The sequence below is a fragment of the Paraburkholderia sp. XV genome (assembly GCF_020177535.1).
Classification (GTDB): Bacteria; Pseudomonadota; Gammaproteobacteria; order Burkholderiales; family Burkholderiaceae; genus Paraburkholderia; species Paraburkholderia caribensis.
Window position 1 is genome coordinate 15,872 of the sequence record NZ_JAGUUD010000028.1, and the last position, 21,999, is coordinate 37,870.

The window sequence follows — 21,999 nt, forward strand, 5'->3', positions numbered from 1 at the left end:
CGCGGGGCGTCGTGCCCTGAATGGAAGCGCCGGGCACGACGCGGCCACCTCGCGCCTCTAGCGTAACTTACGCGTGGGTGGCGAGGAAAGTCAGCGTGCGGCCATGCGCGAGCGCCGCCGAATGCTGGTGATAGCTCGCGCGCTCGGTGCAGTTGAAACCGTGATCGGCGTTCGGGTAGATATACAGTTCGACCTCGTCGCGGCCCGCGAAGCGCTCCTTCACTTCACCGACTGCCGACAGCGGAATGCCGTGGTCGAGTTCGCCGTAGTGGAACTGCATCGGCACCTTGATTTGCGGCGCCTTGTCGAGCTGGTTCTGGATGCCGCCGCCATAGTACGACACGGCGATATCGAGCAGTCCTTCAGCCGCGGCCAGATACGCCAGACGGCCGCCGAAGCAGTAGCCGATGCCCGCGACCTTGCCCGTGACTTCCGGCATCGCCCGCAGCGCGGCAGCCGTGGCGCCGATATCGGCGACGGCGAGATCGACGTTCGTCTTCTGCAGGATCTCGATGCCCTTGTCGCGATCCGCGCCGGCGTAGGTGAGTTCGACGCGCGGCTGCGTGCGCCAGAAAATATCCGGCGCGATTGCGATATAGCCGTCTTGCGCGTATTGATCGACGACGTCGCGAATGTGGCCGTTCACGCCGAAGATTTCCTGAATGATGATGACGGCCGGACCCTTGCCGCTTTTCGGCGTCGACATGTACGCGCCGAACGAATCATTGCCGGTTTGAATGTCGATCCATCGGGAACTCACGCTCACTTTGTTTCTCCTTGCATAAACGGTGAAGCCGCTATCGGGCGGGCAATCGTTTGCGGGCATCTCGCCCGCAGCGGGCGCTCAGTGTGCCATCAAAAGAAGGCAACTGCAGCGAGAGCCCCGCGCGACGGGCTTCCCGTAAGGGGATTGAAACGACTTCCCGTTCCGGCGGGCGGCGCGACCGGGTTGCAGGCGCGTTGCGGCGGTCAAAAACCGCGGCACGCGTACTCTATATAGAGTGCATCGCTTAAGCGTGTTTGCCCAGGCTCTCGACCGCGCGCTACCACTATTGTGTTTGCCCGTGATGACGCGTTCGACGCACATCCGGCGCATTAACGGACGATCGCGGCCAAGCTTTAGAGCGGCACTATAGATGCGCGCCTCGTTTTCCCGAAACCCGCGCCAGGCGTTGCTTTCCGGGCATGTCCCGTGTGTCTTTCATGACTAAGTGGGATAAACGCTATTGGTAGTGTTCCCACTTTCTCAAAAAACCCCCACAAATTAATTTGATAGCCTACACTTGCGCGCAAGCGCGGGGCGCCACCTGCCACAAACAGGCTGGAACGCGTGCTTGCCAAGTGCATGAACGATGCATCCGGCGGAGTCGTCCACGGGATTTGAGCGACACGTGAAGGAAGCGGGGCACAAGGGCGATTACGTTGATTTTGGGACCGAAATCGGAGACTTACATGAACATCAAAATCCAAAAGCTGTTGCCGATCAGCGCTGCGGCGATGCTGTTTGCAACGTTGGCGACGACGGCTTCGGCCGACACTGTTGTCAAGATCGGCCATGTTGCGCCTTTGACGGGGGGCATCGCTCACCTGGGCAAGGACAACGAAAATGGCGCACGTCTCGCAGTCGAAGAGATCAACGCGAAGGGTCTGACGATCGGCGGCCAGAAGATCACGCTGCAACTCGACGCGCAAGACGACGCAGCTGACCCGCGTACGGCTACGCAGGTCGCGCAGAAGCTGGTCGACGACAAGGTTGTCGCCGTAGTCGGCCACCTGAACTCGGGCACGTCGATCCCGGCTTCGAAGATCTATAGCGATGCAGGCATCGTTCAGATTTCGCCGTCGGCAACGAACCCGGCTTACACGCAACAGGGTTTCAAGACGACGTACCGCGTCGTGGCAACGGACGCGCAGCAAGGTCCGGCACTGGCCAACTACGCAGCGAAGGGCCTGAAGGTGAAGAGCGTCGCGATCGTCGACGACTCGACGGCATACGGCCAGGGCCTCGCAAACGAATTCGAGAAGACGGCGAAGTCGCTGGGCCTGAACGTGATGTCGCATGACGCGACGAACGACAAGGCAGTCGACTTCCGCGCCATTCTCACGAAGATCAAGGGCGAAAACCCGGACGCGATCATGTACGGCGGCATGGACGCCACGGGCGGCCCGTTCGCCAAGCAAGCCAAGCAGCTCGGCCTGCGCGCGAAGGTGCTGGCTGGCGACGGCGTGTGTACCGACAAGCTGTCTGACCTGGCTGGCGACGCAACCGACAACATCGTCTGCTCGGAAGCCGGTATGGCGCTCGAGAAGATGGAAGGCGGCGCAGCGTTCCAGGCGAAGTATCAGAAGCGTTTCGGCCAGCCGATCCAGATCTACGCTCCGTTCACGTATGACGCTGTGTACATCATCGTCGACGCAATGAAGCGTGCTGGCTCGACCGATCCGGCGAAGATCCTGGCAGTGATGCCGAATACGGACTACAAGGGTGTGATCGGCGAAACCACGTTCGACGCGAAGGGCGACCTGAAGCACGGCGTGATCTCGCTGTACAACTACAAGTCGGGCAAGAAGACGCTGCTCGACGTCGTGAAGATGTAAGAGCGCCTGGCGAGCGGGCGCAAACGCGGTTCGCCGCGTTCTGCCCAACGCGGGCCAGCCCGAAAGGGCTTAGGAGGCACGCGGGTTTCGACCCGCGTGCCTTTTGTTTTTGCGTAGTTCTTTTGCGCTTGCCTGTCTGCGCATTTCTTTTTGCGCACCGCACGCGGTGCGGGCGATATTGTCGTATCGGCTACAACACGCGAGGGACGCGGTCGTGACACGTATGATCGATGACGAATGGCGGCACTGGATTGCTGAGAACCTGTTGCTCGAAGCCTCGCCCGAAGCCGTGCATGCTGTGCTCGTCGAGCATGGTTTCGAACGCGAACACGCGTTATGCGAGATCGATAGCACATTGCAAAGCCCTTATTTTCAAGCGGGTTCGCGCTTGCGCAATCGTTTGCGTAAGCGCGAATGGATGCTTTCCGTGTACGGTGAGTTGAATCGCATGCGTGCGGGGGCGGCGTGTGTCGAGCGCCGCGCGCGCCTGTCGCGCGATGCGTTTTACGAGCAGTTCTATTTTCAGAACCGGCCTGTGATCATCACGGGCATGTTCGACGCCTGGCCGGCGCGCAAGCTGTGGAATTTCGATTACTTTCGCGCGCGCTGCGGTCTTGCCGAAGTCGAAGTGCAGTTCGGGCGCGAGGCGGACTCGGACTACGAGATCAATCAACCGGTGTTGAAGCGCACGATGCGCTTTGGCGATTACGTCGATCTCGTCGAAAGCGCGGGCGTGACGAACGACTTCTACATGACGGCGAACAACGCGTCGCGTAACCGCACCGCGCTCGCGACGCTTTGGGCCGATGCGCCGGCGATCGGCGAGTATCTCGATCCCGCGCCAACCGACGCAGGCTATTTCTGGTTCGGTCCCGCGGGCACCAGGACGCCGTTTCATCACGACCTGACCAACAATCTGATGGCGCAGGTGATCGGCCGCAAGCGCGTTCTGCTCGTGCCGTTCACTGACACCGCCCACATGTACAACCATCTGCATTGTTATTCGCAGCTCGACGGCGGCGCGATCGATGTCGAGCGGTTTCCGTCTTTCGAACATGCGCGGGTGATCGAGTGCACGATCGAACCGGGCGAACTGCTGTTTCTGCCTGTCGGCTGGTGGCACTACGTCGAGGCGCTCGACGTTTCCGCGACGATGACCTACACGAACTTCATCGAGCGCAACGATTTCGGGCGCACCTACAGCACGTATCGCGAACTTTGAGCGGCGCCGCGATAAACAAACGGCGGACCGATGCGCTGGTCCGCCGTCCTCCCTGACGCTCAGGTTGCCGTCGTTAGTTTTTCTGTGCGATGGATTGGCCATCCACGCGAAAGTGCTGTTTGGTTCTGTCCGGGAGAGAGTTGCAAGGGTTATGCCATTGCGATCGCACGGCCATGCGTTGCGCGAAACCCAAATGGACCAGGCGCTTCGGCGCAGCGTGTCGAAAGGACGGAGCTTCGATGGAGGACGACGTGTCGCGGAACGTCCGGACATGGGCGGCTCGCGTAACGTAACGCGAGCGTCGTGACGGCAGTGCTCACGGCATGCGTTCAGATGCCGAGGCGGCGCAAGACCTTGGGCCCGATGAACGCGACGAGCGCCGCGCACAGCGCGACGACGGACAGCCCGATGGGAAGATTCGTCACCTGCGCCACGCCGCCGATGATCACCGGCCCAAGCAGCAGGCCGAAGTAGGCGAGCCCGGCGACGTGCGCGAGGCCCTCGGCCGCGTGGATGCCTTTCACCCGCGCCGCTGCCGCGAACAGCACGGGCATCATGTTGGCGAGACCGAGGCCCATCAGCGTGAAGCCCGTCAGCGCCGCAATGGGATGCGGCAGCAGCAGCGCGCCGATCATGCCCGCGCAGGCTAGCGACGCGCTCGCGGCGATCAGCTGCGGCGCGCCGAATCGCGCGCGCACTGCGTCGCCAGCAAACCGCGCGGCCGCCATGCCGCCCGAGAACGCCGCATAGGCCGCGCTCGCGACGGCTGGCGTCGACGCTACGACGTCGCGCATATAGACGGTTGCCCAGTCGTACATTGCGCCTTCTGCGATCAACGCGATCAGCGCGATCGCGCCGAGCGCCCACAACGCGGGCGAGCGCCAGCGGTTGCCGCGCGGCGTGTGCGCGTCGGGATGCTCGGAATGCGGAACATGCGGCAGGACGGATGGGCACGCGGCCAGCAACACGGCTGCGCTGATCAGCGAGGCGAGCAGCAGATGCACGGCTGGCGCCATGCCATGCGCGAGCGCCGCGCCGCCGACCGCCGCGCCTGCCATCCCGCCGACGCTGAACATGCCGTGCAGCGCCGACATGATCGGGCGGCCGAGCGTCTCTTCGACGGTGCTGGCTTCCGCGTTCATCGCGACGTCGAGGGTCGCCATGCCCGCGCCGAAGAGCGCGAGCAAGACGAGCAGCATCCAGTAATACGGCACGACGAGAATCAGCGCCCCAGCCCCCGACATCACGAGTCCGCCCGCAAGACACGCGCGCCGCGTGCCGACGCGCGCGATCCACGGCGCATTCGTCACCATCGCGCCGATCGAACCGCCCGCCACCGCGAACAGCGCGAGCGACAACATGGCCGGGTTCAGCTGGAACCGGTCGCGGACGGTCGGCACGTGGACGCCCCAGGACGCGTACATCATCCCCGCGATGAAGAAGAGGGCCATCGTCGCGTAGCGGGCGCGGTTGCGCGCGCTCGCGGACAGATTGCGATGCGCGGCGGGCAAGGATGCGGAATCGGACGGACGATCGGACACGGAAAGCTCGATGATTGAAAACGAAGAGGAAGCGCAGATGCAGCAAGTAAGCGCGATGAAAGCGCTTCCACATTCTAGCGAAGCATGATCGCGCGTGCGGGCAAGTCCCTGAACTAATATCTACGTTCCACACGCGTCGCGTTTAACGGCATCGCGCGGCGCATCAACTACCCGACGAGGACGCGCACTTGAACATTCCCGCTCATGCTCCGCTGCATCTGCTGCATCAGGCCGCCATCGGCACGCTCGCCACGCATGCGCGCCAGCCGCAAGGGTTTCCGTATCCGACGGTGCTGCCGTTCGCGCCGGATTCGCACCATCGCCCGACGATACTCGTGAGCCGGCTCGCGGAGCATACGCGTAACCTGCACTCCGATCCGCGCGCGGGCTTCCTGATCGTCCATGCGCCGGACGGCGACGTGCTCAATGGGCAGCGCATCACGCTGGTCGGCACCTTCGAGCATGTCGAGCCGACGCCGCCCGTGACCCAGCGGTATCTGCGCTACCACCCGGATGCGGAGCGCTATCTGGTGCTGGGGGATTTCTCGTTCTGGGTGATGTCGGTCGAGCGGATGCGTTATATAGGCGGCTTCGGCGCGATGGGATGGTTGACGCAGGAAGAGCTCGATCCGCTCGTTCCTGTTTCGTTCGACGAGGAAAACGCGCTCATCGAATTTTTCGAACGCCACCCGCGACGGCCGGCGCAAGTGCAACTGATGGGCATAGACCGATATGGCGCGGACCTGAGCATTTCGGGCGTCCGCAGCCGCGTGATGTTCGACACGCCCGCACCCGATGCGGATTGCTTGCACGCTGCCCTTGAAGATTGCATCGCGCGACAAGCCAATGCGTGACAGATAGCGAGAGGTGGTTTTTACCGCGAAATCCGGCCGGCATTTTACATTTTGCCGGTTAAAACTCGCATGGTATGAAATGTTCGGGAATAAATTAACCATTGCTTTTCATGGCCTGCGAATTAATTACGAATTTATTCCTCAGAGGAGCGTTATTCAGTAGGGGAATAATTAGGCTTCTGACCGGGTTGATTGGCAGTCTCTAGAAAGATTATGAAATTGAGATTAATTAATTTTCGCCGGTGTCTTTTCCGAAGTTTCTATTTTGTGTTAATCTCGCCAGCAAATTCCGAGGCATGATCACTTTCCGGACTAATCGGCATAGACCGTCCGTCCATTTATCGAACCACAAGGAAACTATGTCCTCCTACAGGGAACTGCTCGCGCAGCGCGAAAAGCTCGAGAAACAGATCGAAGAGGCGAAAGCGCGCGAGTATGCGGAAGTGTTAAACGAGATCAAGCAGAAAATGTCTGATTACGGTATTACGCTGGCTGAACTCGGCGCCGGCGGACGTGGTGCGAAAGCCGTAAAGGCAGCGGGCCGTCCCCGCGCCGGCGTCGCGCCTAAATATCGTGACCCCGCAAGCGGGAGCACCTGGTCGGGCCGTGGTAAGCCGCCGCGCTGGATTGCCGGTCAAGACCGTGAAAAATTTCTCATCGAGAAATAATATGACTTAAGGCTTGCACCGCAGGCAATGGATTTAACAGAAACCGCGCTCCATTTGGAAGTGCGGTTTTTTATTGCGCAAGTCTTTGCAATTCTTAGGAAGAACAGTGGCCGATGCGGCGTGTGCTTCGATGCGAATGAGTCGCGTTATGATAAGCACATGATTTAAAAGGTATTTTTTTTGTGGGCTTAACAGCCGATTCACAAGGCGGCAGGTAGAATAAATAGTAACCAAACCGTTTGCCTTCAAATGCCTTCCAACTCGACCGCCCAATCCGCGGAGAAACGGCGCGTAGCCCGCAAAACCACCTACGTCAGCATCGGACTCAATACGGTGCTGATGTCGGTGCAGATCGTCGTGGGCGTGATTGCGCATTCCCAGGCGCTGGTCGCGGACGGCGTGCATTCGCTTGCCGATCTCATTTCCGATTTTGTCGTGCTGGTCGCCAATCGCCATAGCGGAGCCGAACCGGACGCCGATCATAACTACGGTCATAGCCGTTATGAAACGGTCGCGTCGCTATTTCTGGGCGGCCTGCTGATCGCAGTCGGCGGTGGCATGCTGTGGCGCGCCGGCGAGCGGCTCACGGATCTCGACAACATTCCCGCCGTTCATGTGAGCGCGCTCGTGGTGGCGCTCGTCGTGCTGCTGTCGAAGGAAGCACTGTTTCGCTACATGCTGCGCGAAGCACAGCGCGTGCGTTCGGCAATGCTGATCGCGAACGCATGGCATGCGCGCTCGGATGCGGCGTCGTCGCTGGTGGTTGCGTTGGGCATTCTCGGGAGCATTGCGGGCGTGCGGCTGCTCGATCCCATTGCCGCAGCTATTGTCGGCTTCATGGTGGCGCGCATGGGCTGGACGTTCGGTTGGGACGCGCTTCAGGACTTGTCCGATCGCGCGCTCGACGAATCCGATTCCGCCGATCTGCGCGCTCGGATTTTATCGACGCCGGGCGTGCGCGATGTCCACGAACTGCGCACGAGGAAGATGGGCGACTTCGCGCTCGTCGACGCGCACATTCTCGTCGACCCGATGATCTCCGTTTCCGAAGGCCACTACATCGCCGAGACTGCGCGTTCGCGCGTGCTGTCGGACAACCGCGTGCTCGATGCGCTGATTCACGTCGATCCGGAAAACGATGCGATTGCGCGGCCGCCCGTCAACCTGCCGCCGCGCGCAAAGATTGCCGCCGAAGTGGAAGCGGCGCTTGCCGCGCAAGGACTCAAGGCCGCCAGCGTGAATCTGCATTATCTGAGCACGGGGCTCGACATCGAAGTGACCTTGCGACCGTCCAGGCTCGACGCGCTGGAAAGCGAAGTGCTTCAACTCGCGCGGATCGATGTTGAAGCGCTCAAGTGCAAACTGGGCGCGCGCCGCCTGAACGTGACACACGCAGTGGATGTGTCGACGGCTGGCGCGGAGCTGATGCGCGAGCCGCGCGGCGACGGCTGAGCGATTCCCGACGCCTTAGCGAGCTGGTTAAAGCGGCAACTGCGTATCGAATTTGATCTCACGCAGCACTACGCTCGTGCGCACCTGCGCGACCGCGGGAATCTTGAAAATGCGGTCGTGAAGGAAGGTGTCGTACGCCTTGATATCGGGCGCAACGATCTTGAGGATGTAGTCCGATTCGCCCGTCGTGCTGTAGCACTCGGTCACTTCCGGGCAGGTGGCGATTTCCCGCTCGAACTGCTCGACGCCGCCTTCTGTATGCCGCGTCAGGTGAATATGGGCGAGTGCGCACACATGCAGGCCGAGCTTTTCCCGATCGAGCAACGCCGTGTAGCGCTGGATGATGCCCGATTGCTCCATGTCCTTGATGCGCCGCCAGCACGGCGTGCTCGAGAGCCCGACCTGATCGGAGATTTCCTGCACCGAACGGCGCGCGTCCAGCTGCAAAAGACGCAGGATTTTTTGAGAGAACGTATCGAGTGTCAACTGCGCCTCCGTTGTCGCGTCGCCTTTTCGTCAATGGTAGAGGTCGCGGAAACGAAACGCAATGCAAACTGCCCGTGCTGAGGGAGATTCCCTAATTTGGCGCCTACTCGGCGGGTTTTTGTTCTGAGTCGTCCCCGTCAGCGCCCGCTGCCACGGCGCTCTGGCTGGCCCGCAGCTCCGCCAGCATGTTGCAGAACAGGGCGCCTTGCTCGATGGCGTCGTCGAGTGCGACGTGCGTGTGCGGATGATCGTCGAACCAGTGCTTGGGGAAGCGCGGCTTGATGCACTTGCGATACGGCAGTCCCGTCATCGCGAACGCGAGCGTCTTGATGTCGAGCGCCGACCACGAAAACGGACAGCGTCCGGCGAAGCGCATCATGTACCAGAACATGTACGTGAAATCGAAGCCCGCCGGCATCGCGACGAACACGGGCTTGCCCGGCAATGCCTCGACCCATTCGACATACGCGACGAGCGCCGCCGCCGGCTGCTGCAAGTCCTTGCGGCACGCCGCCCACGCTTCGGGCTGTGTCTTCCACCACGCCTCCTGCACGGGATGCGGCGCCGCGCCTTCGAGCAGCTCCAGGTTCGCCGAGAACGTGCCGATCAGCTGCTTGTCGGCCGTATAAGCGGCCGATGCGAAACTCAGCATCGAATGCGGGCCGGGAATCGGGCCGTCCGCTTCGACGTCGGTGCTCACATAGATTTCTGCGCTCATGCGCCGACTCCGTCCGCGACATACGGATTCGTGCGGCGTTCGTCGCCGAACGTCGAGGTGGGGCCGTGGCCGGGAACGAACGTGACGTCGTCGCCGAGCGGCCAGAGCTTGGCGCGGATCGAGCGGATCAGGTCGCCGTGATTGCCGCGCGGAAAGTCCGTACGGCCGATCGAGCCGGCGAACAGCACGTCGCCGACCAGCGCGAGGCGATGCGCACGGCTGAAGAAGATCACGTGACCGGGCGTGTGACCGGGGCAGTGATAGACCTCGAGCGTTTCGTCGCCGAAGCTCACAGTGTCGTTGTCGTCGAGCCAGCGGGTCGGCTCGAAAGCCTCGGCTGCGGGAAAGCCGAAGCGCACGCTCTGTTCGGGTAGCTTGTCGAGCCAGAAGCGCTCATCGACATGCGGCCCTTCGATCGGTACGCCGTAGTGTTCCGCAAGCGTCTTCGCGCCCGCGCAGTGATCGATGTGGCCGTGTGTCAGCAGGACCTTTTCGACCGACACATTCTGGCGCTCCACCTCGCCCTTGATGATGTCGAGATCACCGCCCGGATCGAGGATGGCCGCGCGCCCGGTGCTCTCGCAAACGAGCAGGGAACTGTTCTGCTGGAACGGCGTAACGGGCATTAGTGTGACTTTCATGGCGGGCGCGCGAAGCGTGAAAAACTCGATTGTACCGACCGCCGGGTCGCGTGCCATTGGCCAGAAAGCCGAGTGGTGCATGCGCATTTTTGCAGTAATAGTGAGAATTCATCGGCGGGATGGAGCAGTTGGCAACACAGAATTGTGTTTTTGCTATAATGCACGTAATGGGTGTGGGAAACCGCACTGTCTTTGGGTGAAAAAGCATTTCGTCCTATGAAACGGGAATGGACGCTGCTGCTTCACCATCAAGCAAGTGTCGTCGGGTAATCCGGTGACAAATCCAGCATCGATCGCTTTTATCGATGCGCACGTCCTGTCTAGCCAGGTGCCACGCGCCTGCCACGGCCTCGCTGCCGTAACGCTGGATGGGGCCTACGCCGCCTTCCTGAGCGCTGTGAGTTTCCGGCGCTGAGCGTGTTTCACGTTCGATGGCGGCTTGTGGGGTCTGGCCAAAACTGCGGGGACAGTTCCGTCAGACGTGAAAACTAACCGTGCGGTTGCGGCTGAGTGTGCCGCGTCCGGGCTTTCGTCGTCCTGCGCCAGCGTTGCGCGGTGCGCGCTCGTTCATTGCCGCCGGAGTCGCATGCATAAGCGCTGTTTTTCGCGTGGTGCGGCTCGCATTGGTATCAAATTGTCTTATGAAAACTCGGCTACCCCGACGTGTTGGGAGCGTTTTTGCCTTTTTGGCCCTCGCCGGTTGCGCGGTGCCTCCAGGCGCTACCACGCAGGTCAGCGGCGTGTCCGCGACGACCAAGGATGCGCATACTGCGGTTGCTCCGCAGTCGTACGGCTCCGGTATGAACAATCTGCCCGACGCGGCGGATCAGAAGGGCAAGCTCGCTGACGCAGAGCCGTTGACCGACGGCCCGAATATCGGCGATTTCCATCAGATGGGCCGCGCGTCGTGGTATGGACGCGGCTTCCACGGCCGCAAGACGGCCAACGGCGAGCGCTTCGACATGCACGCGCTGACGGCTGCGCACCGCACGTTGCCGCTCGGTTCGTATGTGCGCGTGACCAATCCGGCGACGAACGATACCGTGGTCGTGAAGATCAACGATCGTGGTCCGTACGCGCGCGGCCGCGTGATCGATCTTTCTTACGCGGCTGCGAAAATTTTGCATCTGGCGCATATCGGTACGGCGCGCGTGAAGATCGAAGGTCTGACGCAGCGCGAGGCGAAGGCCGAGATGAAGGAAATCCTGGCGTCGAATCAGAGCGATTCGAACGAAAAGTAAGATCGTCTTTAAACGATGGCCGTGGGCATGCGATGCCCTCGGTAGAAAAGGCTGCTTTATGCAGCCTTTTTTGTTTTCACTCGTCCTTTTTCAGCGCCAGCGCGCGCGTGTACAGCGCGTTGCGCGAAGCGCCTGTGAGCGCTGCCGCGATCTTCGTCGCGCTGCTCACCGACAACTCCTCCAGCAGCATGCCGAGCAGCGCATCGTGATCGTGCTCGCCGCCGGCATCGACGGGCGCGCCTTCGACGACCAGCACGAATTCGCCGCGTTGCCGGTTGGCATCCTGTGCGAGCCACTTAGGCCCTTCGGCCAGGGTGCAACGATGCAACGCCTCATGTAATTTCGTCAACTCACGGGCAATCAACAGACGCCGCTCGCCGCCGAATGCGTCCGCGAGCGCCTGCACGGTTTCGATGATTCGATGCGGCGCTTCGTACAACACCATCGCGTACGGATGCTTTGTCAGCGGCGCGAGTGCGGCGGCGCGCTGCTTCGCTTTGGGCGGCAGGAAACCGATGAAAGAGAACGTCGATACCCAGTCGCCCGCGACGCTCAGCGCCGTGGCGAGCGCGCTTGCGCCCGGCAGCGGTACGACGGGGAAACCGGCTTCGCGCACGGCATCGACGAGTTTTGCGCCTGGGTCCGAGATGCCCGGGGTGCCCGCGTCGGAAACGTACGCGATACGCTCGCCCGCCTGCAGATACTCGACGATCCGCTGCGCGGATTCGCGTTCGTTGTGTTGATGCACGGCGACGAGCGGCTTCGAGATGCCGTAGCGCGACAGCAGTTGTCCCGTGTTGCGCGTGTCCTCGGCGGCGATGCGATCGACGAGGCCGAGCACATGCAGCGCGCGCACTGTGATGTCGGCGATGTTGCCGATCGGCGTGGCCACGACATAGAGCGCGGAAGCGGGGTACTGCTGTCCCTGCGCGAGTTCGGAAAGAGGAGTCATGACACGGAAGACACAGACAGACGAAACAAGGCCGACATTGTGCCACGCAGCCGCGCGCGCACCAGACCACGCATGCGATGCTGCGCGGCGCCCGCACAACTTTTCCGATGGCGCACGGTCCAAAAACGTCGGGGCAGCGTTCGAAGCGCATGCGTTGACGTTTCTCCAGCGGCGGCGTCTGCGGCTCGTCGCACGTAACGTCGTGTGTCGCGGCGGCGAGATCGATCTCGTGATGCGCGAGCCGGACGGCGCGCTGGTGTTCGTCGAGGTGCGCGCGCGAACGCGGGGCGGATACGGCGGCGCGGCGGCGAGTGTCGTGTGGCAGAAGCAGCAGCGCATCGTGCGCGCCGCGCAGCAGTTTTTGTCGGCGCATGACGGCGCGATGCCCGCGTGCCGCTTCGACGTGATCGCGTTCGAGCGCGGACGTCTGGTGTGGCTGCGCGACGCTTTTCGTGCGGACGGCTGTTGAGCAGGCGGTTTCGCCGCGTGAGTACGCTAAACTTGCGGACGCGAAAAGTGCGGCGAGCGCGTGGTGTGTGAATACGTGCCGAACGCTTTGCACGCAGGCGCTGCGAAGCGGAACCGCGAAGCGGCCTCGCATGAGCATGACGCGCCGATCGGAGCGGCTGCGGACTTCGCACGGGGAAGGGCAACACGTCCATTTGAACCTGTGCTGCCAGGCGGGCAGCGCAAGCAGTACACGATAGAGAGTCGATGTCAGTCGAACGCATTCAACAGCACTTCCGCGATAGCGCGGCAGTCACACTCGCAGCACTAGAAGCTTTGTCGATGCCGATTGCGGCGGCCGTCGATACGATGTTTGCCGCGCTTGCAAACGGTAACAAGATTCTGGCGTGCGGCAACGGCGGGTCCGCTGCCGATGCGCAATACTTCGCTGCCGAACTGATCGGCGGATTCGAGCGCGAGCGTCCGGCGTTGGCGGCCATCGCGCTGACGACGGATTCGTCGATCATCACGGGCATCGCCAACGATGCCTCGCTCGACCAGATTTTCGCGACGCAGATTCGCGCGCTCGGCCAGCCTGGCGACGTGCTGCTCGCTATCTCGACATCGGGTAATCCGGCCAATATTCTCGCTGCCGTCGAAGACGCGCACGACCGGGAGATGATCGTGATCGCGCTGTCGGGCAAGGGCGGCGGCAAGATCAATGAAGTGCTGCACGATACCGATATCCATATTTGCGCGCCGTCCGATCGCACGGCGCGCGTGCAGGAAGTGCATCTGTTGACGATCCATAGTCTGTGCGACGGCATCGATGCGATGTTGCTCGGCGAAGAATGATTCCGAAGGAGAGCGAGTTAATGAGCGCATATCGCGTGAAGAGTACGTTTGTGAGGACCACGCTGGTGGTTGGTCTCGTCGCCGGGCTGGCTGCGACGTTGCAGGGCTGCGTGCTGGCCGTGGGCGCGGCGGCGGGCGGCAGCGCGCTGGTCGCGACCGATCGGCGCACGCTCGGCGCGCAGACGGAAGACCGCGAGATTCAGGTGAAGGCGATGTCGCTGATCAGCCAGAATTTGCCGGACTCGGCGCACGTTAATGTGACCGTGTTTAATCGGCGGGTGTTGCTGACGGGTGAGGTTGCGGGTGAGGTTTCGAAGGCTCGGGCTGAATCGGTTCTGCGCAGCCTGAATAACGTGAATGCGATCATCAATGAGTTGACGATTGCGCCCGCCAGCTCCTTTTCTTCGCGTAGTAACGATACGTATCTGGAAGGGCGCGTGAAGACGGCGCTGATCGCTGAAAAGGATATTTCGGCGAATAACTATAAGGTGGTGTGTGAGCGTGGTTCTATCTATTTGATGGGGCTCGTTACTGTTGATGAGGGGAATCGCGGGGCGGATGTGGCTAGCCGGGTGCCTGGTGTCACGCAAGTCGTGAAGGTGTTTCAGTATATTCAGCCGCAAGAGGCTGCTGCGGCGTCGGCGGCTGCGTCGGCGGCTTCAGGGGCGCCGGCTGCGGCGGCTCAGCCTGATGCCGAGGTGACTTCTGGGGCAGTGCCGGATTCGTCGGTTACTTCGAAGCCGTTGGAGCAGCAGGCGCCGGCGCCGGTTAGCAACTCGACGCAGGTGCGTCCGGGGAATCCGAAGGCGGGGCAATGAGGTTGGGTTTTTGGGGTGCTGGTCTTCGGACGGTGATGGGTGGTTTGGTTGTGGCTGGGTTTTTAAACGCCGCGCATGCTGCCGATGCGCCGTCGCGTGGGCCGGCCATCGCTCGGGCTAATGCTTGTATGGGATGCCATGCGGTTGATCGGAAGCTTGTCGGGCCTTCGTTTCAGCAGGTGGCGGAGAAGTACAAGGGGAATGCAGGGGCTGAGGCTTTGCTTGCGCGGAAAGTGAAGGATGGTGGTTCCGGCGTTTGGGGCGCGATTCCCATGCCCGCGCATCCGGCGATGAATGATGCTGATATTCGTGCCGTCGTGGATTGGGTGCTGGCTGGGGCGCCTGCTGCTTCGAAGTGACCCCGGTGTTTGGTCTGGCACAGTAATTTTTCGTCGTGCTAGAATCGTTTGGTCGTGGGGCGGTAGCTCAGCTGGGAGAGCGTCGCGTTCGCAATGCGAAGGTCGGGAGTTCGATCCTCCTCCGCTCCACCAAAAATTTCAATAGAAACAACGCACTACGTCTTGCGATGTAGTGCGTTGTTTTGCATTCTGCCGCAGGTTTTCGCACACCCGTTGTGGCAAATTTGTGGCGTCACACAGGATCCCGCGGCTAGGCGAGGCGTTGGTAGAAAACGCTGCGCAACTCTACCGAGAATTCGGCGATCGTAAGAGTCAACCTTGCGTGCATCAGCTAACCAACGCCGCTGTGTGCACAAATGTGACATGGCGCAAAAAAGGGGCCAATGTCCATGCAGGCACTACTCACGGTCGATCAACTGGCGGAATGCCTTCGCAAATCGGTCGCAAGTATTCGGAGTGACGCGACTCGGAACCCACAATCCTTGCCCCCAGTCTGCCGTCTCCCAGGGACGAAGCGTCTGCTCTGGCGCGTAGAGGACGTTGAAAACTGGCTCAGCGCACATGTCGGCTCGGCCATTGTGGCAATCGAACCAGATCAGAAGCCTGCTGCGCCGCGACGCGGCCGCCCGACGAAGGCTGAACAGATCGCGCGGCAACGACACGAGAGGACCCATTCCGGCAGAGTGCCGGCGGGTCAGTCGGCTCGTTGATTCGTGACGCTCACATTAGTGCGGGCGAGACAGCCCGGTGCTGGAGATGCTGCGCTCGCGCGGTTGGCAGAGATTCGTGGTGCTGCCGCTGCAACGGCGGCTCCGGCCGCCAGGATGCCACAGGATTTTTTTCTCCCGGGTCTCGACGAGCTCAGGCGCGCGATGCCGAACCATATCGCCCGTTCAAGCCTGTTTTCTCCGGTCGCGAGAGGGGCGAGGACACTACATCGCGAAAGCGTTCTAGTCACCCGAAAGGACGCGGTCCTCAAGTTTTGGGGAGAACAACTCGATGAAGCGCAGGCCGATGTATGGATGCAGATTATGTACGAGGCAGCGATGCGTCCGTTGGGCGAGCCCGTCCCCATCTGCCGCGCACAATTTCTGCGCGCCATCGGGCGGCATACTGGGAAGTACGAGTATGCGTGGCTGCATCGCACGATGAAAGTGCTGTCGTTCGCCATGCTAGTGATCGAGGTGACGAACGACGGTAAGCCCAAGCTGTACGTCGGCACTTCCGGCGCCCTGCACTTGCTTGATGGTTTTGACTATGACGACGTTCGCAAGGAGTACTCAGTTCGGGTCGATCCAAGGTGGCGCTATCTGTACGAAAATCGCGAATTCGCCTTCATTGATTGGGCGAAACGCCTGCAAATACGGCAGGGCCAAGATATGGCGAAAACCCTTCAGCGCCTTGTGGCAACCTCAGACGACATCATTCAACGATTTCGTCTCGTGTGGTTGAAGGAGAAGATGCAGTACCGCAGTCCGATGCGAAAGTTCAAAAGCTCGCTGACTGCTGCCATGGAAGAACTGGAGCGGCTTGAGATCATAGCAGCGGGGCGCATTGAACTTAGCACCAAAGGGATTGAGCAGGCCGTGTGGACGCGGATTGATGGCCAACACAACCATCGGGGTAGCGTTCCTCTTGCGTCGGGGTAGCGTTCCGCTTTATCGGGGTTACATTCCGCTTTATCGGGGTTGTGTTCCGGGTGCCTTGCCAGGATGCTTGCTGGCAAAGGCTTTGAGGGATGCTGTTTGCCCTCTACCTTCTTTCTACCTTTCTCTTACACCGGCCAATGTGTGGACAACTTCGCGACTGCGAACCGTAAGAAGCCGCAGGCAAGCGGAATTCGTGAGACTGGGGGCTCAGCCCACCGATTCCGTCTTTGCTGCGTGCGACGATTACGCGAATTCGTGAGACTGAACGGATTCGTATCGCGAAATCGCGAGACTGACCGGACGACGATACGGCTGAGGCCGGCCATCTTGAGTCGTCCACCGTATGACCAACTCCGACATTCGAATGTCGGCGGCGCTCTGCAATCCCAAGCGGCCACCCATTCGACGTCTAAAGTTGCTCTCGATGCCGTTGGGAACGGCACCGTAGTAAGGTATCGTGTCAGTCGCATCGCACGTCGTCAGCCCTTCGTCGAGGTAACTGACGGCATCAAGCTCGCGGGGGTACCCCCACGCGTGTCGAGTGCTGATAACGATCAGCGACAGGCCCGTCGAGGCCACCACAACAACATATTGAGCCATACGGGGTCCCTAACAATGAAGTTCGTTCACGGCGGCGACATTCAGCGCGGGCTGCGCGAGATTTCACCGAGCCAGATTGCAGTCGCTTACGTCGGCATCGATTGGAAAACCTATATTGTTCCCGAGAAGCTCCGAGACATCGTACTGTCGCCGACTGTCGGCACGAATCCCGCCGCGATCGTCGAGATCGCCGAGGCGATCGGCTGGGAACATGTCCATTTCCTCGACAATTTGCATGCCAAGATTTACCTCGGAGAGCGCGGTGCGGCGGTCGGCAGCTTCAACCTGACGGCTAACGGCTTGAGCGCCGAAGGGCTTCAGGAAGCGGGGTTCCTCGTCGATGATGCGCGGGTGCTGGCCGAACTGCGCGCGAGGCTGGATGACTATCGGCGGCAAGCGGCTATGGCCTATCCGACCACTGCGGCCAAACTCGCGCGCCTAGCTGAACTGCGCGCGCTTTGGGATCGCGCGATCAAGCAGGGTGTGATTCGCAACGATGCGCAGGCCACGGCTCTGGGTGCTTACCGGCCGGTGTCCGCCGATGAAATTTATGTTTGCTGGGTGCTCGGCGACATCACTTACACCGACCAGATCGTCTCGCCCGCGACGGTCAACAACACGCTGACATTCCTCGAATCCGATATGGTGCGGCCCGACCGCTGGATTCTCTGCTGGACACCGCGCGGTGATGGGCACCCCGACGAACGCTACCGCCCCTACTGGCTGCATGTCGACGAGGTGGTCGAGGGGGGCGCGCAGGAAGCGCCCTATACGAAGGTCGCGGTCGAGCGAACCGGCCGGGCCGAGCTCCCACCGCCGTTCGAGATCACCGACGCGGCGGTGCATGCGCTGTATGCGGTGCTGAACTCGGGCGAATTCCCGGAATTTCTCGACGATCATGAAACCTGGTCGCTTGATCGCACGCTGCCGCGCCTACCCGCGTTCCTGCGTGCGCTGAGCGAGGCCGCGCGGCACGCTGCCATCACCGCCCGCACACCCGAATCAGCTGAGGCGCCCGGCACGGCCACCGTCTCGCCCGACGCGCTGGTTCGTGAATTCGGCGCGCGCATCCGTGAGGCGATGGGCATTTCGCTTTCGAAGAAGTACGTGACGACATCGATTGAAGGCCTGCTAGAGATGTACCCGCCCGTCACTCTGGCCAAGCGGCTCGTGAAGCCCGGCTCCGACATCAAGAGCGGCCTGAAAAGCCTCGCGAAGCACGGGGCGCTGCACCTGTCGTTCGAAAGCATCATGCTCGAACCGTGTTTCGCACCCCTGTTCAACAAGAACGACCTCGACTGCGCGCGCTTTAACCTGTTCGAGGCCGATCCGTCCTACCAGCCACCATCGGCGTAACACGGCCGGGCTGGGGCGGCTCCCACAGCTGGCCCCTGCCCTCGCCGGTGTTCCTGCAATTCCCGTATCTTGACGGTCGTCAATATTGACGAGCAAAACAATGTCATGTGGCCCGCTGCACTCCGATTTGTGCCTGTCGTGAAATTACTAAATGAGCGTACGGAAAGCCGGAGCTTGTCCGCCCTACGGTGATACGAGGTCTGGTGCAGTCGACAGACGTGCTATCGACGCCTGAAGCAAGTCGACGACGGAAAAGGCGACTGAAAAGCGCTCGCCTAACAGCCCGTTGTCGAACCCATGGCGAACGAAATATGCGCAGAGTTCTACAAGCATAAGCGCCGAAAAGCATTCCGTTACTATGACGTGCCCCCTGCGTGATCCACTACCGAGGCAATGATGAATCAGGATGATGTAAAGAAAGGGAACACGCGCCGCGCCAGAGCCGCAGGAACCGTCAGGACTTGGGACGATGAAGATGTGCGCCGGAAACGGCTAACGCGACATAGTTGCACTGTGACTTGTGACGGGGTCACGACTGAACATGATTCAGTGCACGCCGGATTCAAAGCATACGGTTTGCCAAGCGGGAGCCACATTCCGTTTCGCATCAAGGCGAAAAATGATGGGATGGCAATTTTTGAACACGAAGGAAAATCCTACGTGTTCAAGACGTTTCCGAAAGAATTCGGCACTATTCCGAAGCCGAAGGAATCGAAGGCACCGAAGAAGCTGAAGGAGCCGAAGAACGGGAGGCCGGGGGAGCAGACGATTGATGAACAACTTGCGACCGTTTATGGAGTGATGATGCATGCGGCGGGAACCGGGGTGTTCAACGCGACCAAGGCGCGGGCGATTTACAGTCACGTCATGGCGAGCAAACTCAAAATGCATTTGCGGACCTTTACGGGCAAGGTATCCCGCGCCGCTGCTGCCGATCCTGAAGCAAGACTGGTCCTTGAGCATTTTCATCGGCTACAGCACAAGCTGACCGTGCTTGTCGCGGATCATATGAAGAACGGGCCGGACGCCGCCGCCTTCATCGAAGCGGTGCGGCACATGGAGCAGGTGCATATCGTCACCTTTGAGGAGAACTATGCGGCACATCGGGCCAAAGGCTGCTATGACACGGCAGGCATTGAACTGCTCGACTGGGTGGACCTATCTGAGGACGTGCGCCGGACCTTGTACAGGCGCAAACTGCACGGCGCGGTATCCAACGCGAATCAGTTCGCGGTCTGACGCCGAACAATCGCCGATTGGCTGTCGCTGTCCGGTTCCAGGAGCGGAACGCTCGGGAAAAACTGCCCACCGGCAGTTCTGGGTCACGAATTCCGTCTCCCTGCAGAAGCGTTGCCACTTGCCGTGGCGCAAGTGGCATTTTCGCACTTAGCTCCGCCCACAATCGTTGCAGCCCCATTCCGGGTCCCAGTCGCCGTCGCAGTAGTAGCAGTGGTCGACGTCGCTTTCGCTGTCCTCGGTCTCCGGCTCTGTGTTCGGCCCCCAGTCCAGATTCAAACTCGACCATCGTGTTTCATCCTCGATCCACGGTAATGGGTTCATTGCATACATCAGGACCTGATGTCGCTGAATCCCGACGGACTCAAAATAAGATTGTTCCGTGTTTAGTCGGAAAATCTCCAGATTTACCAGCTCGTCACGTACGAAGTCGTATCCATCGAATCTGTCCAGAAAGTATTTTATTGCGCGATCGCTTAAACAAAGTCGAACGCACCGGTATGCGCCTACTCCGTCGACATCCGAAACGGCTAGACGATTGATCGTTTGGTGTAGTCGGTATAGCGCAATCGCTTCTGTCAGATGATTAAAGGTTAAGTATTGCTTATGCGCTTTCGCGAGAAGTAGCTCTCCTTCGAACTCGCGAATCGTCTCGCGAAATGATCTTTCGTCGACAAATTCCGCTGCGATTTCATTCCAAGTGGTCTCGTTGTACCAGGGGCCGTTGTCGGAAAAGCGTGTGCGGCAGAGCGGCCAGAGCACGCTTGGGTCACGCGCGTCGCCCAAAAGGGCTCGCCATAAATTTGCAGGGCCATCGTGATAAAGGGTTTCGGCATGAGGGAATAGCTGACCTAGCATGCGTAACACATCAACAGGAGGTTTTTTCAGTTTCCCGTCCATGAGCTGATACCACTTGTTGGACGACTGTGTGTCCGGCCAGCCCAGTCTTTCAGACTCTCTATTGATCCAGGCGCCAAACTGGTTCGGGTTGTCGCACCGAGCCGCATCCATCAAGGTTTTTATTAATGCCCTCGTGCGAAGTTTGGCAATTTCAATGTCTTTGGCGGTTTGACATCCCATAGCGTGACAAGGCCGGAAAAGATATAAGAAATTCGACTGTTAATGTTTTAATTCAACGCGATAACGCGGACGCGGTCAGCTTGCAAACGAGCAACGCGAATGTGTAGTGATCGGCCAGATTAGCCGGTCGCGGCGTGCCGAGCAGTCGCGCAGGACGTGCCGGTCGGCTACCTCTCGTGATTGCCGTTCCGTTGCGTGCGAACGAGCTTTCATCGAGTGGGTCCGAGCCTTCGCAAGCCGCATCGGCCATTGACCTTGGGCCTGTCTGCTGGATCGGTTTCGGGTACGTAACACCACGTAGCTCAAGCCAGCGTAATAATCTGCCGAGATCATCCGCGCATCGGCGGGAGGCAGGGCAACAGCTGCAATCAGTTCGGCTGCGGTCATTGTTTTGTCCCGAGGTGCCGGCGCTCGTCCTGGCCGGCTTTTCTGACGTTGGAAAAACAGCTTGATCGGAAACGCCTGATCACTATACCCGCTTGACGGTCGGTTTGTAACGTGTCACGTTACGCTAACCAAGAGGAGTGCAGCACGTGACATCGGACTACGGTCATCCCGGCGAGCAGTTACGCCCCAGACTCACAAAGGCGAGCTTATCGGTAACCGCAGCCGCCCAGGCACTTGGTGTGACCCGCAAGTGCCTCTCGGAGCTGCTGAACGGCCGATTTGGCATAAGTCCGGAGATGGCATTAAGGCTTGCTGCAGGATTCCCCGATACGACGCCGGAGTTCTGGCTCGGTTTGCAGACGCGCTGGGAGTTACAGGTCGCCCGCGAGAAGCTGGGCCCGCTCGACATCAAGCCGCTCACGGAGAAACGTCATGATTGAAGGCAATCCGCCGCCGCTGGCAATCGCGTCGCGGGTCCTTGCGCCGGAAACGCTGTCCGTGCTTCGTCGCCATCCCTATCATCTGGTCGCGTGGCGCATTGCCGATCGCTGGGCATTTAGTCAGCCCGAGCGCTTACGGGATCTTGAGGCCGAAGGCGAAATCCTGGTGCTGATCCGGCTGCTGGAACAGCAGCAGCTCGAGCATGAGGCGCTGCTCGACTCGGTGGAGGAGCAGCGCGTGGGGATGTCGCCCACGGAAATCCTTCTGCAGCGTGGTGTCGAACTTCGTCTGTGACGTCCTCTGGCCCGGCTACCCGCCAGTTCGCCCGGATGTACGCGCGAAGCTCGATCCTCCGGTTAGCTGCAGGCTAACTGGCCATGTTGACGGAATGATCGAGG

General features: G+C 60.6%; 22 protein-coding genes and 1 tRNA gene. 16 read left to right on the forward strand and 7 right to left on the reverse strand.

What is annotated here, in order from left to right:
- Positions 1-67: 67 nt before the first annotated feature.
- Complete coding sequence (locus tag KFO72_RS16145; RefSeq protein WP_054929466.1) at positions 68-766, reverse strand: dienelactone hydrolase family protein; 699 nt, start codon at positions 764-766, stop codon at positions 68-70.
- A 686-nt stretch (positions 767-1,452) separates the two neighbouring features.
- Here KFO72_RS16145 and KFO72_RS16150 point away from each other — a divergent pair.
- Both KFO72_RS16150 and KFO72_RS16155 read left to right on the forward strand, forming a co-directional pair.
- Entirely contained in the window at positions 1,453-2,598 is a 1,146-nt protein-coding gene (locus KFO72_RS16150; protein WP_054929467.1) for a branched-chain amino acid ABC transporter substrate-binding protein, read from the forward strand.
- 223 nt (positions 2,599-2,821) lie between these two features.
- On the forward strand, positions 2,822-3,820 hold the full coding sequence (locus tag KFO72_RS16155) for a cupin-like domain-containing protein (protein ID WP_107202492.1): 999 nt from the start codon (positions 2,822-2,824) through the stop codon (positions 3,818-3,820).
- Between the two features lie 329 nt (positions 3,821-4,149).
- On the opposite strand, the gene KFO72_RS16160 is transcribed toward KFO72_RS16155, so the two are convergent.
- Complete coding sequence (locus tag KFO72_RS16160) at positions 4,150-5,361, reverse strand: MFS transporter (protein ID WP_054929469.1); 1,212 nt, start codon at positions 5,359-5,361, stop codon at positions 4,150-4,152.
- A gap of 188 nt (positions 5,362-5,549) precedes the next feature.
- Between KFO72_RS16160 and KFO72_RS16165 the strand changes: the two genes are divergently transcribed.
- The 3 genes from KFO72_RS16165 (at position 5,550) to KFO72_RS16175 (ending at position 8,335) form a co-directional block, all read left to right on the forward strand.
- Complete coding sequence (locus tag KFO72_RS16165; RefSeq protein WP_054929470.1) at positions 5,550-6,215, forward strand: HugZ family protein; 666 nt, start codon at positions 5,550-5,552, stop codon at positions 6,213-6,215.
- 359 nt (positions 6,216-6,574) lie between these two features.
- Entirely contained in the window at positions 6,575-6,883 is a 309-nt protein-coding gene (locus KFO72_RS16170) for an H-NS family nucleoid-associated regulatory protein (RefSeq protein ID WP_054929471.1), read from the forward strand.
- Positions 6,884-7,132: 249 nt separating this feature from the next.
- Positions 7,133-8,335 carry a cation diffusion facilitator family transporter gene (locus KFO72_RS16175; protein WP_225032551.1) on the forward strand — a complete coding sequence of 401 codons (1,203 nt, stop codon included), beginning with the start codon at positions 7,133-7,135 and terminating at the stop codon, positions 8,333-8,335.
- Positions 8,336-8,362: 27 nt separating this feature from the next.
- On the opposite strand, the gene KFO72_RS16180 is transcribed toward KFO72_RS16175, so the two are convergent.
- From KFO72_RS16180 to KFO72_RS16190, 3 genes are all read right to left on the reverse strand, one after another.
- Positions 8,363-8,821, reverse strand: coding sequence for an Lrp/AsnC family transcriptional regulator (locus KFO72_RS16180; protein WP_012399541.1), 459 nt, complete (start codon positions 8,819-8,821; stop codon positions 8,363-8,365).
- A gap of 103 nt (positions 8,822-8,924) precedes the next feature.
- Positions 8,925-9,539, reverse strand: a complete 615-nt coding sequence (locus tag KFO72_RS16185; protein WP_054929473.1) for a hypothetical protein — start codon at positions 9,537-9,539, stop codon at positions 8,925-8,927.
- Entirely contained in the window at positions 9,536-10,180 is a 645-nt protein-coding gene (locus KFO72_RS16190) for an MBL fold metallo-hydrolase (protein WP_225032552.1), read from the reverse strand. The genes KFO72_RS16185 and KFO72_RS16190 overlap by 4 nt, the downstream gene beginning before the upstream one ends.
- 641 nt (positions 10,181-10,821) lie before the next feature.
- On the opposite strand from KFO72_RS16190, the gene KFO72_RS16195 reads away from it, so the two are divergent.
- Positions 10,822-11,421, forward strand: coding sequence for a septal ring lytic transglycosylase RlpA family protein (locus KFO72_RS16195; RefSeq protein ID WP_082433744.1), 600 nt, complete (start codon positions 10,822-10,824; stop codon positions 11,419-11,421).
- A gap of 76 nt (positions 11,422-11,497) precedes the next feature.
- On the opposite strand, the gene rsmI is transcribed toward KFO72_RS16195, so the two are convergent.
- Positions 11,498-12,373: a 16S rRNA (cytidine(1402)-2'-O)-methyltransferase gene (rsmI, locus tag KFO72_RS16200; protein WP_225032553.1), complete on the reverse strand. Its 876-nt coding sequence runs from the start codon at positions 12,371-12,373 to the stop codon at positions 11,498-11,500.
- Between rsmI and KFO72_RS16205 the strand changes: the two genes are divergently transcribed.
- The 8 genes from KFO72_RS16205 to KFO72_RS16240 all read left to right on the forward strand — a co-directional run bounded on the left by KFO72_RS16205 (position 12,372) and on the right by KFO72_RS16240 (position 19,696).
- Positions 12,372-12,842, forward strand: a complete 471-nt coding sequence (locus KFO72_RS16205; protein ID WP_098021491.1) for a YraN family protein — start codon at positions 12,372-12,374, stop codon at positions 12,840-12,842. The genes rsmI and KFO72_RS16205 overlap by 2 nt on opposite strands.
- A 245-nt stretch (positions 12,843-13,087) precedes the next feature.
- Positions 13,088-13,675: a phosphoheptose isomerase gene (locus KFO72_RS16210; RefSeq protein ID WP_035987053.1), complete on the forward strand. Its 588-nt coding sequence runs from the start codon at positions 13,088-13,090 to the stop codon at positions 13,673-13,675.
- 20 nt (positions 13,676-13,695) lie between these two features.
- A complete protein-coding gene (locus KFO72_RS16215; protein ID WP_225032554.1) occupies positions 13,696-14,493 on the forward strand; it encodes a BON domain-containing protein in 798 nt (265 codons plus the stop codon).
- Positions 14,490-14,852, forward strand: coding sequence for a c-type cytochrome (locus KFO72_RS16220; protein WP_225032555.1), 363 nt, complete (start codon positions 14,490-14,492; stop codon positions 14,850-14,852). Before KFO72_RS16215 ends, KFO72_RS16220 begins: the two co-directional genes overlap by 4 nt.
- 56 nt (positions 14,853-14,908) lie before the next feature.
- Positions 14,909-14,984, forward strand: a tRNA-Ala gene (locus KFO72_RS16225).
- A gap of 581 nt (positions 14,985-15,565) precedes the next feature.
- The gene (locus KFO72_RS16230) at positions 15,566-16,501 is read left to right on the forward strand and encodes a plasmid-related transcriptional repressor protein (protein ID WP_225032556.1); all 936 of its coding nucleotides are present in this window, start codon (positions 15,566-15,568) and stop codon (positions 16,499-16,501) included.
- A 615-nt stretch (positions 16,502-17,116) separates the two neighbouring features.
- The gene (locus tag KFO72_RS16235) at positions 17,117-18,457 is read left to right on the forward strand and encodes a phospholipase D family protein (protein WP_225032557.1); all 1,341 of its coding nucleotides are present in this window, start codon (positions 17,117-17,119) and stop codon (positions 18,455-18,457) included.
- A gap of 393 nt (positions 18,458-18,850) precedes the next feature.
- Positions 18,851-19,696, forward strand: coding sequence for a hypothetical protein (locus KFO72_RS16240; protein WP_225032558.1), 846 nt, complete (start codon positions 18,851-18,853; stop codon positions 19,694-19,696).
- 147 nt (positions 19,697-19,843) lie between these two features.
- On the opposite strand, the gene KFO72_RS16245 is transcribed toward KFO72_RS16240, so the two are convergent.
- Complete coding sequence (locus KFO72_RS16245; protein WP_225032559.1) at positions 19,844-20,593, reverse strand: hypothetical protein; 750 nt, start codon at positions 20,591-20,593, stop codon at positions 19,844-19,846.
- A 713-nt stretch (positions 20,594-21,306) separates the two neighbouring features.
- Between KFO72_RS16245 and KFO72_RS16250 the strand changes: the two genes are divergently transcribed.
- Together KFO72_RS16250 and KFO72_RS16255 are read left to right on the forward strand one after the other, a co-directional pair.
- Entirely contained in the window at positions 21,307-21,600 is a 294-nt protein-coding gene (locus KFO72_RS16250; protein ID WP_225032560.1) for a HigA family addiction module antitoxin, read from the forward strand.
- Positions 21,593-21,895 carry a hypothetical protein gene (locus KFO72_RS16255; protein WP_225032561.1) on the forward strand — a complete coding sequence of 101 codons (303 nt, stop codon included), beginning with the start codon at positions 21,593-21,595 and terminating at the stop codon, positions 21,893-21,895. Before KFO72_RS16250 ends, KFO72_RS16255 begins: the two co-directional genes overlap by 8 nt.
- Positions 21,896-21,999 lie beyond the last annotated feature (104 nt).

What these genes read in the sequence shown, in the direction of transcription:
- KFO72_RS16240 (WP_225032558.1), top strand. Translation starts at nt 18,851, where the DNA reads ATGATGAATCAGGATGATGTAAAGAAAGGGAACACGCGCCGCGCCAGA.
- KFO72_RS16175 (WP_225032551.1), top strand. Translation starts at nt 7,133, where the DNA reads ATGCCTTCCAACTCGACCGCCCAATCCGCGGAGAAACGGCGCGTAGCC.
- KFO72_RS16205 (WP_098021491.1), top strand. Translation starts at nt 12,372, where the DNA reads ATGACACGGAAGACACAGACAGACGAAACAAGGCCGACATTGTGCCAC.
- KFO72_RS16185 (WP_054929473.1), bottom strand. Translation starts at nt 9,539, where the DNA reads ATGAGCGCAGAAATCTATGTGAGCACCGACGTCGAAGCGGACGGCCCG.
- KFO72_RS16170 (WP_054929471.1), top strand. Translation starts at nt 6,575, where the DNA reads ATGTCCTCCTACAGGGAACTGCTCGCGCAGCGCGAAAAGCTCGAGAAA.
- rsmI (WP_225032553.1), bottom strand. Translation starts at nt 12,373, where the DNA reads ATGACTCCTCTTTCCGAACTCGCGCAGGGACAGCAGTACCCCGCTTCC.
- KFO72_RS16220 (WP_225032555.1), top strand. Translation starts at nt 14,490, where the DNA reads ATGAGGTTGGGTTTTTGGGGTGCTGGTCTTCGGACGGTGATGGGTGGT.
- KFO72_RS16235 (WP_225032557.1), top strand. Translation starts at nt 17,117, where the DNA reads ATGAAGTTCGTTCACGGCGGCGACATTCAGCGCGGGCTGCGCGAGATT.
- KFO72_RS16245 (WP_225032559.1), bottom strand. Translation starts at nt 20,593, where the DNA reads ATGGACGGGAAACTGAAAAAACCTCCTGTTGATGTGTTACGCATGCTA.
- KFO72_RS16255 (WP_225032561.1), top strand. Translation starts at nt 21,593, where the DNA reads ATGATTGAAGGCAATCCGCCGCCGCTGGCAATCGCGTCGCGGGTCCTT.
- KFO72_RS16215 (WP_225032554.1), top strand. Translation starts at nt 13,696, where the DNA reads ATGAGCGCATATCGCGTGAAGAGTACGTTTGTGAGGACCACGCTGGTG.
- KFO72_RS16195 (WP_082433744.1), top strand. Translation starts at nt 10,822, where the DNA reads ATGAAAACTCGGCTACCCCGACGTGTTGGGAGCGTTTTTGCCTTTTTG.
- KFO72_RS16150 (WP_054929467.1), top strand. Translation starts at nt 1,453, where the DNA reads ATGAACATCAAAATCCAAAAGCTGTTGCCGATCAGCGCTGCGGCGATG.
- KFO72_RS16155 (WP_107202492.1), top strand. Translation starts at nt 2,822, where the DNA reads ATGATCGATGACGAATGGCGGCACTGGATTGCTGAGAACCTGTTGCTC.
- KFO72_RS16190 (WP_225032552.1), bottom strand. Translation starts at nt 10,180, where the DNA reads ATGAAAGTCACACTAATGCCCGTTACGCCGTTCCAGCAGAACAGTTCC.
- KFO72_RS16210 (WP_035987053.1), top strand. Translation starts at nt 13,088, where the DNA reads ATGTCAGTCGAACGCATTCAACAGCACTTCCGCGATAGCGCGGCAGTC.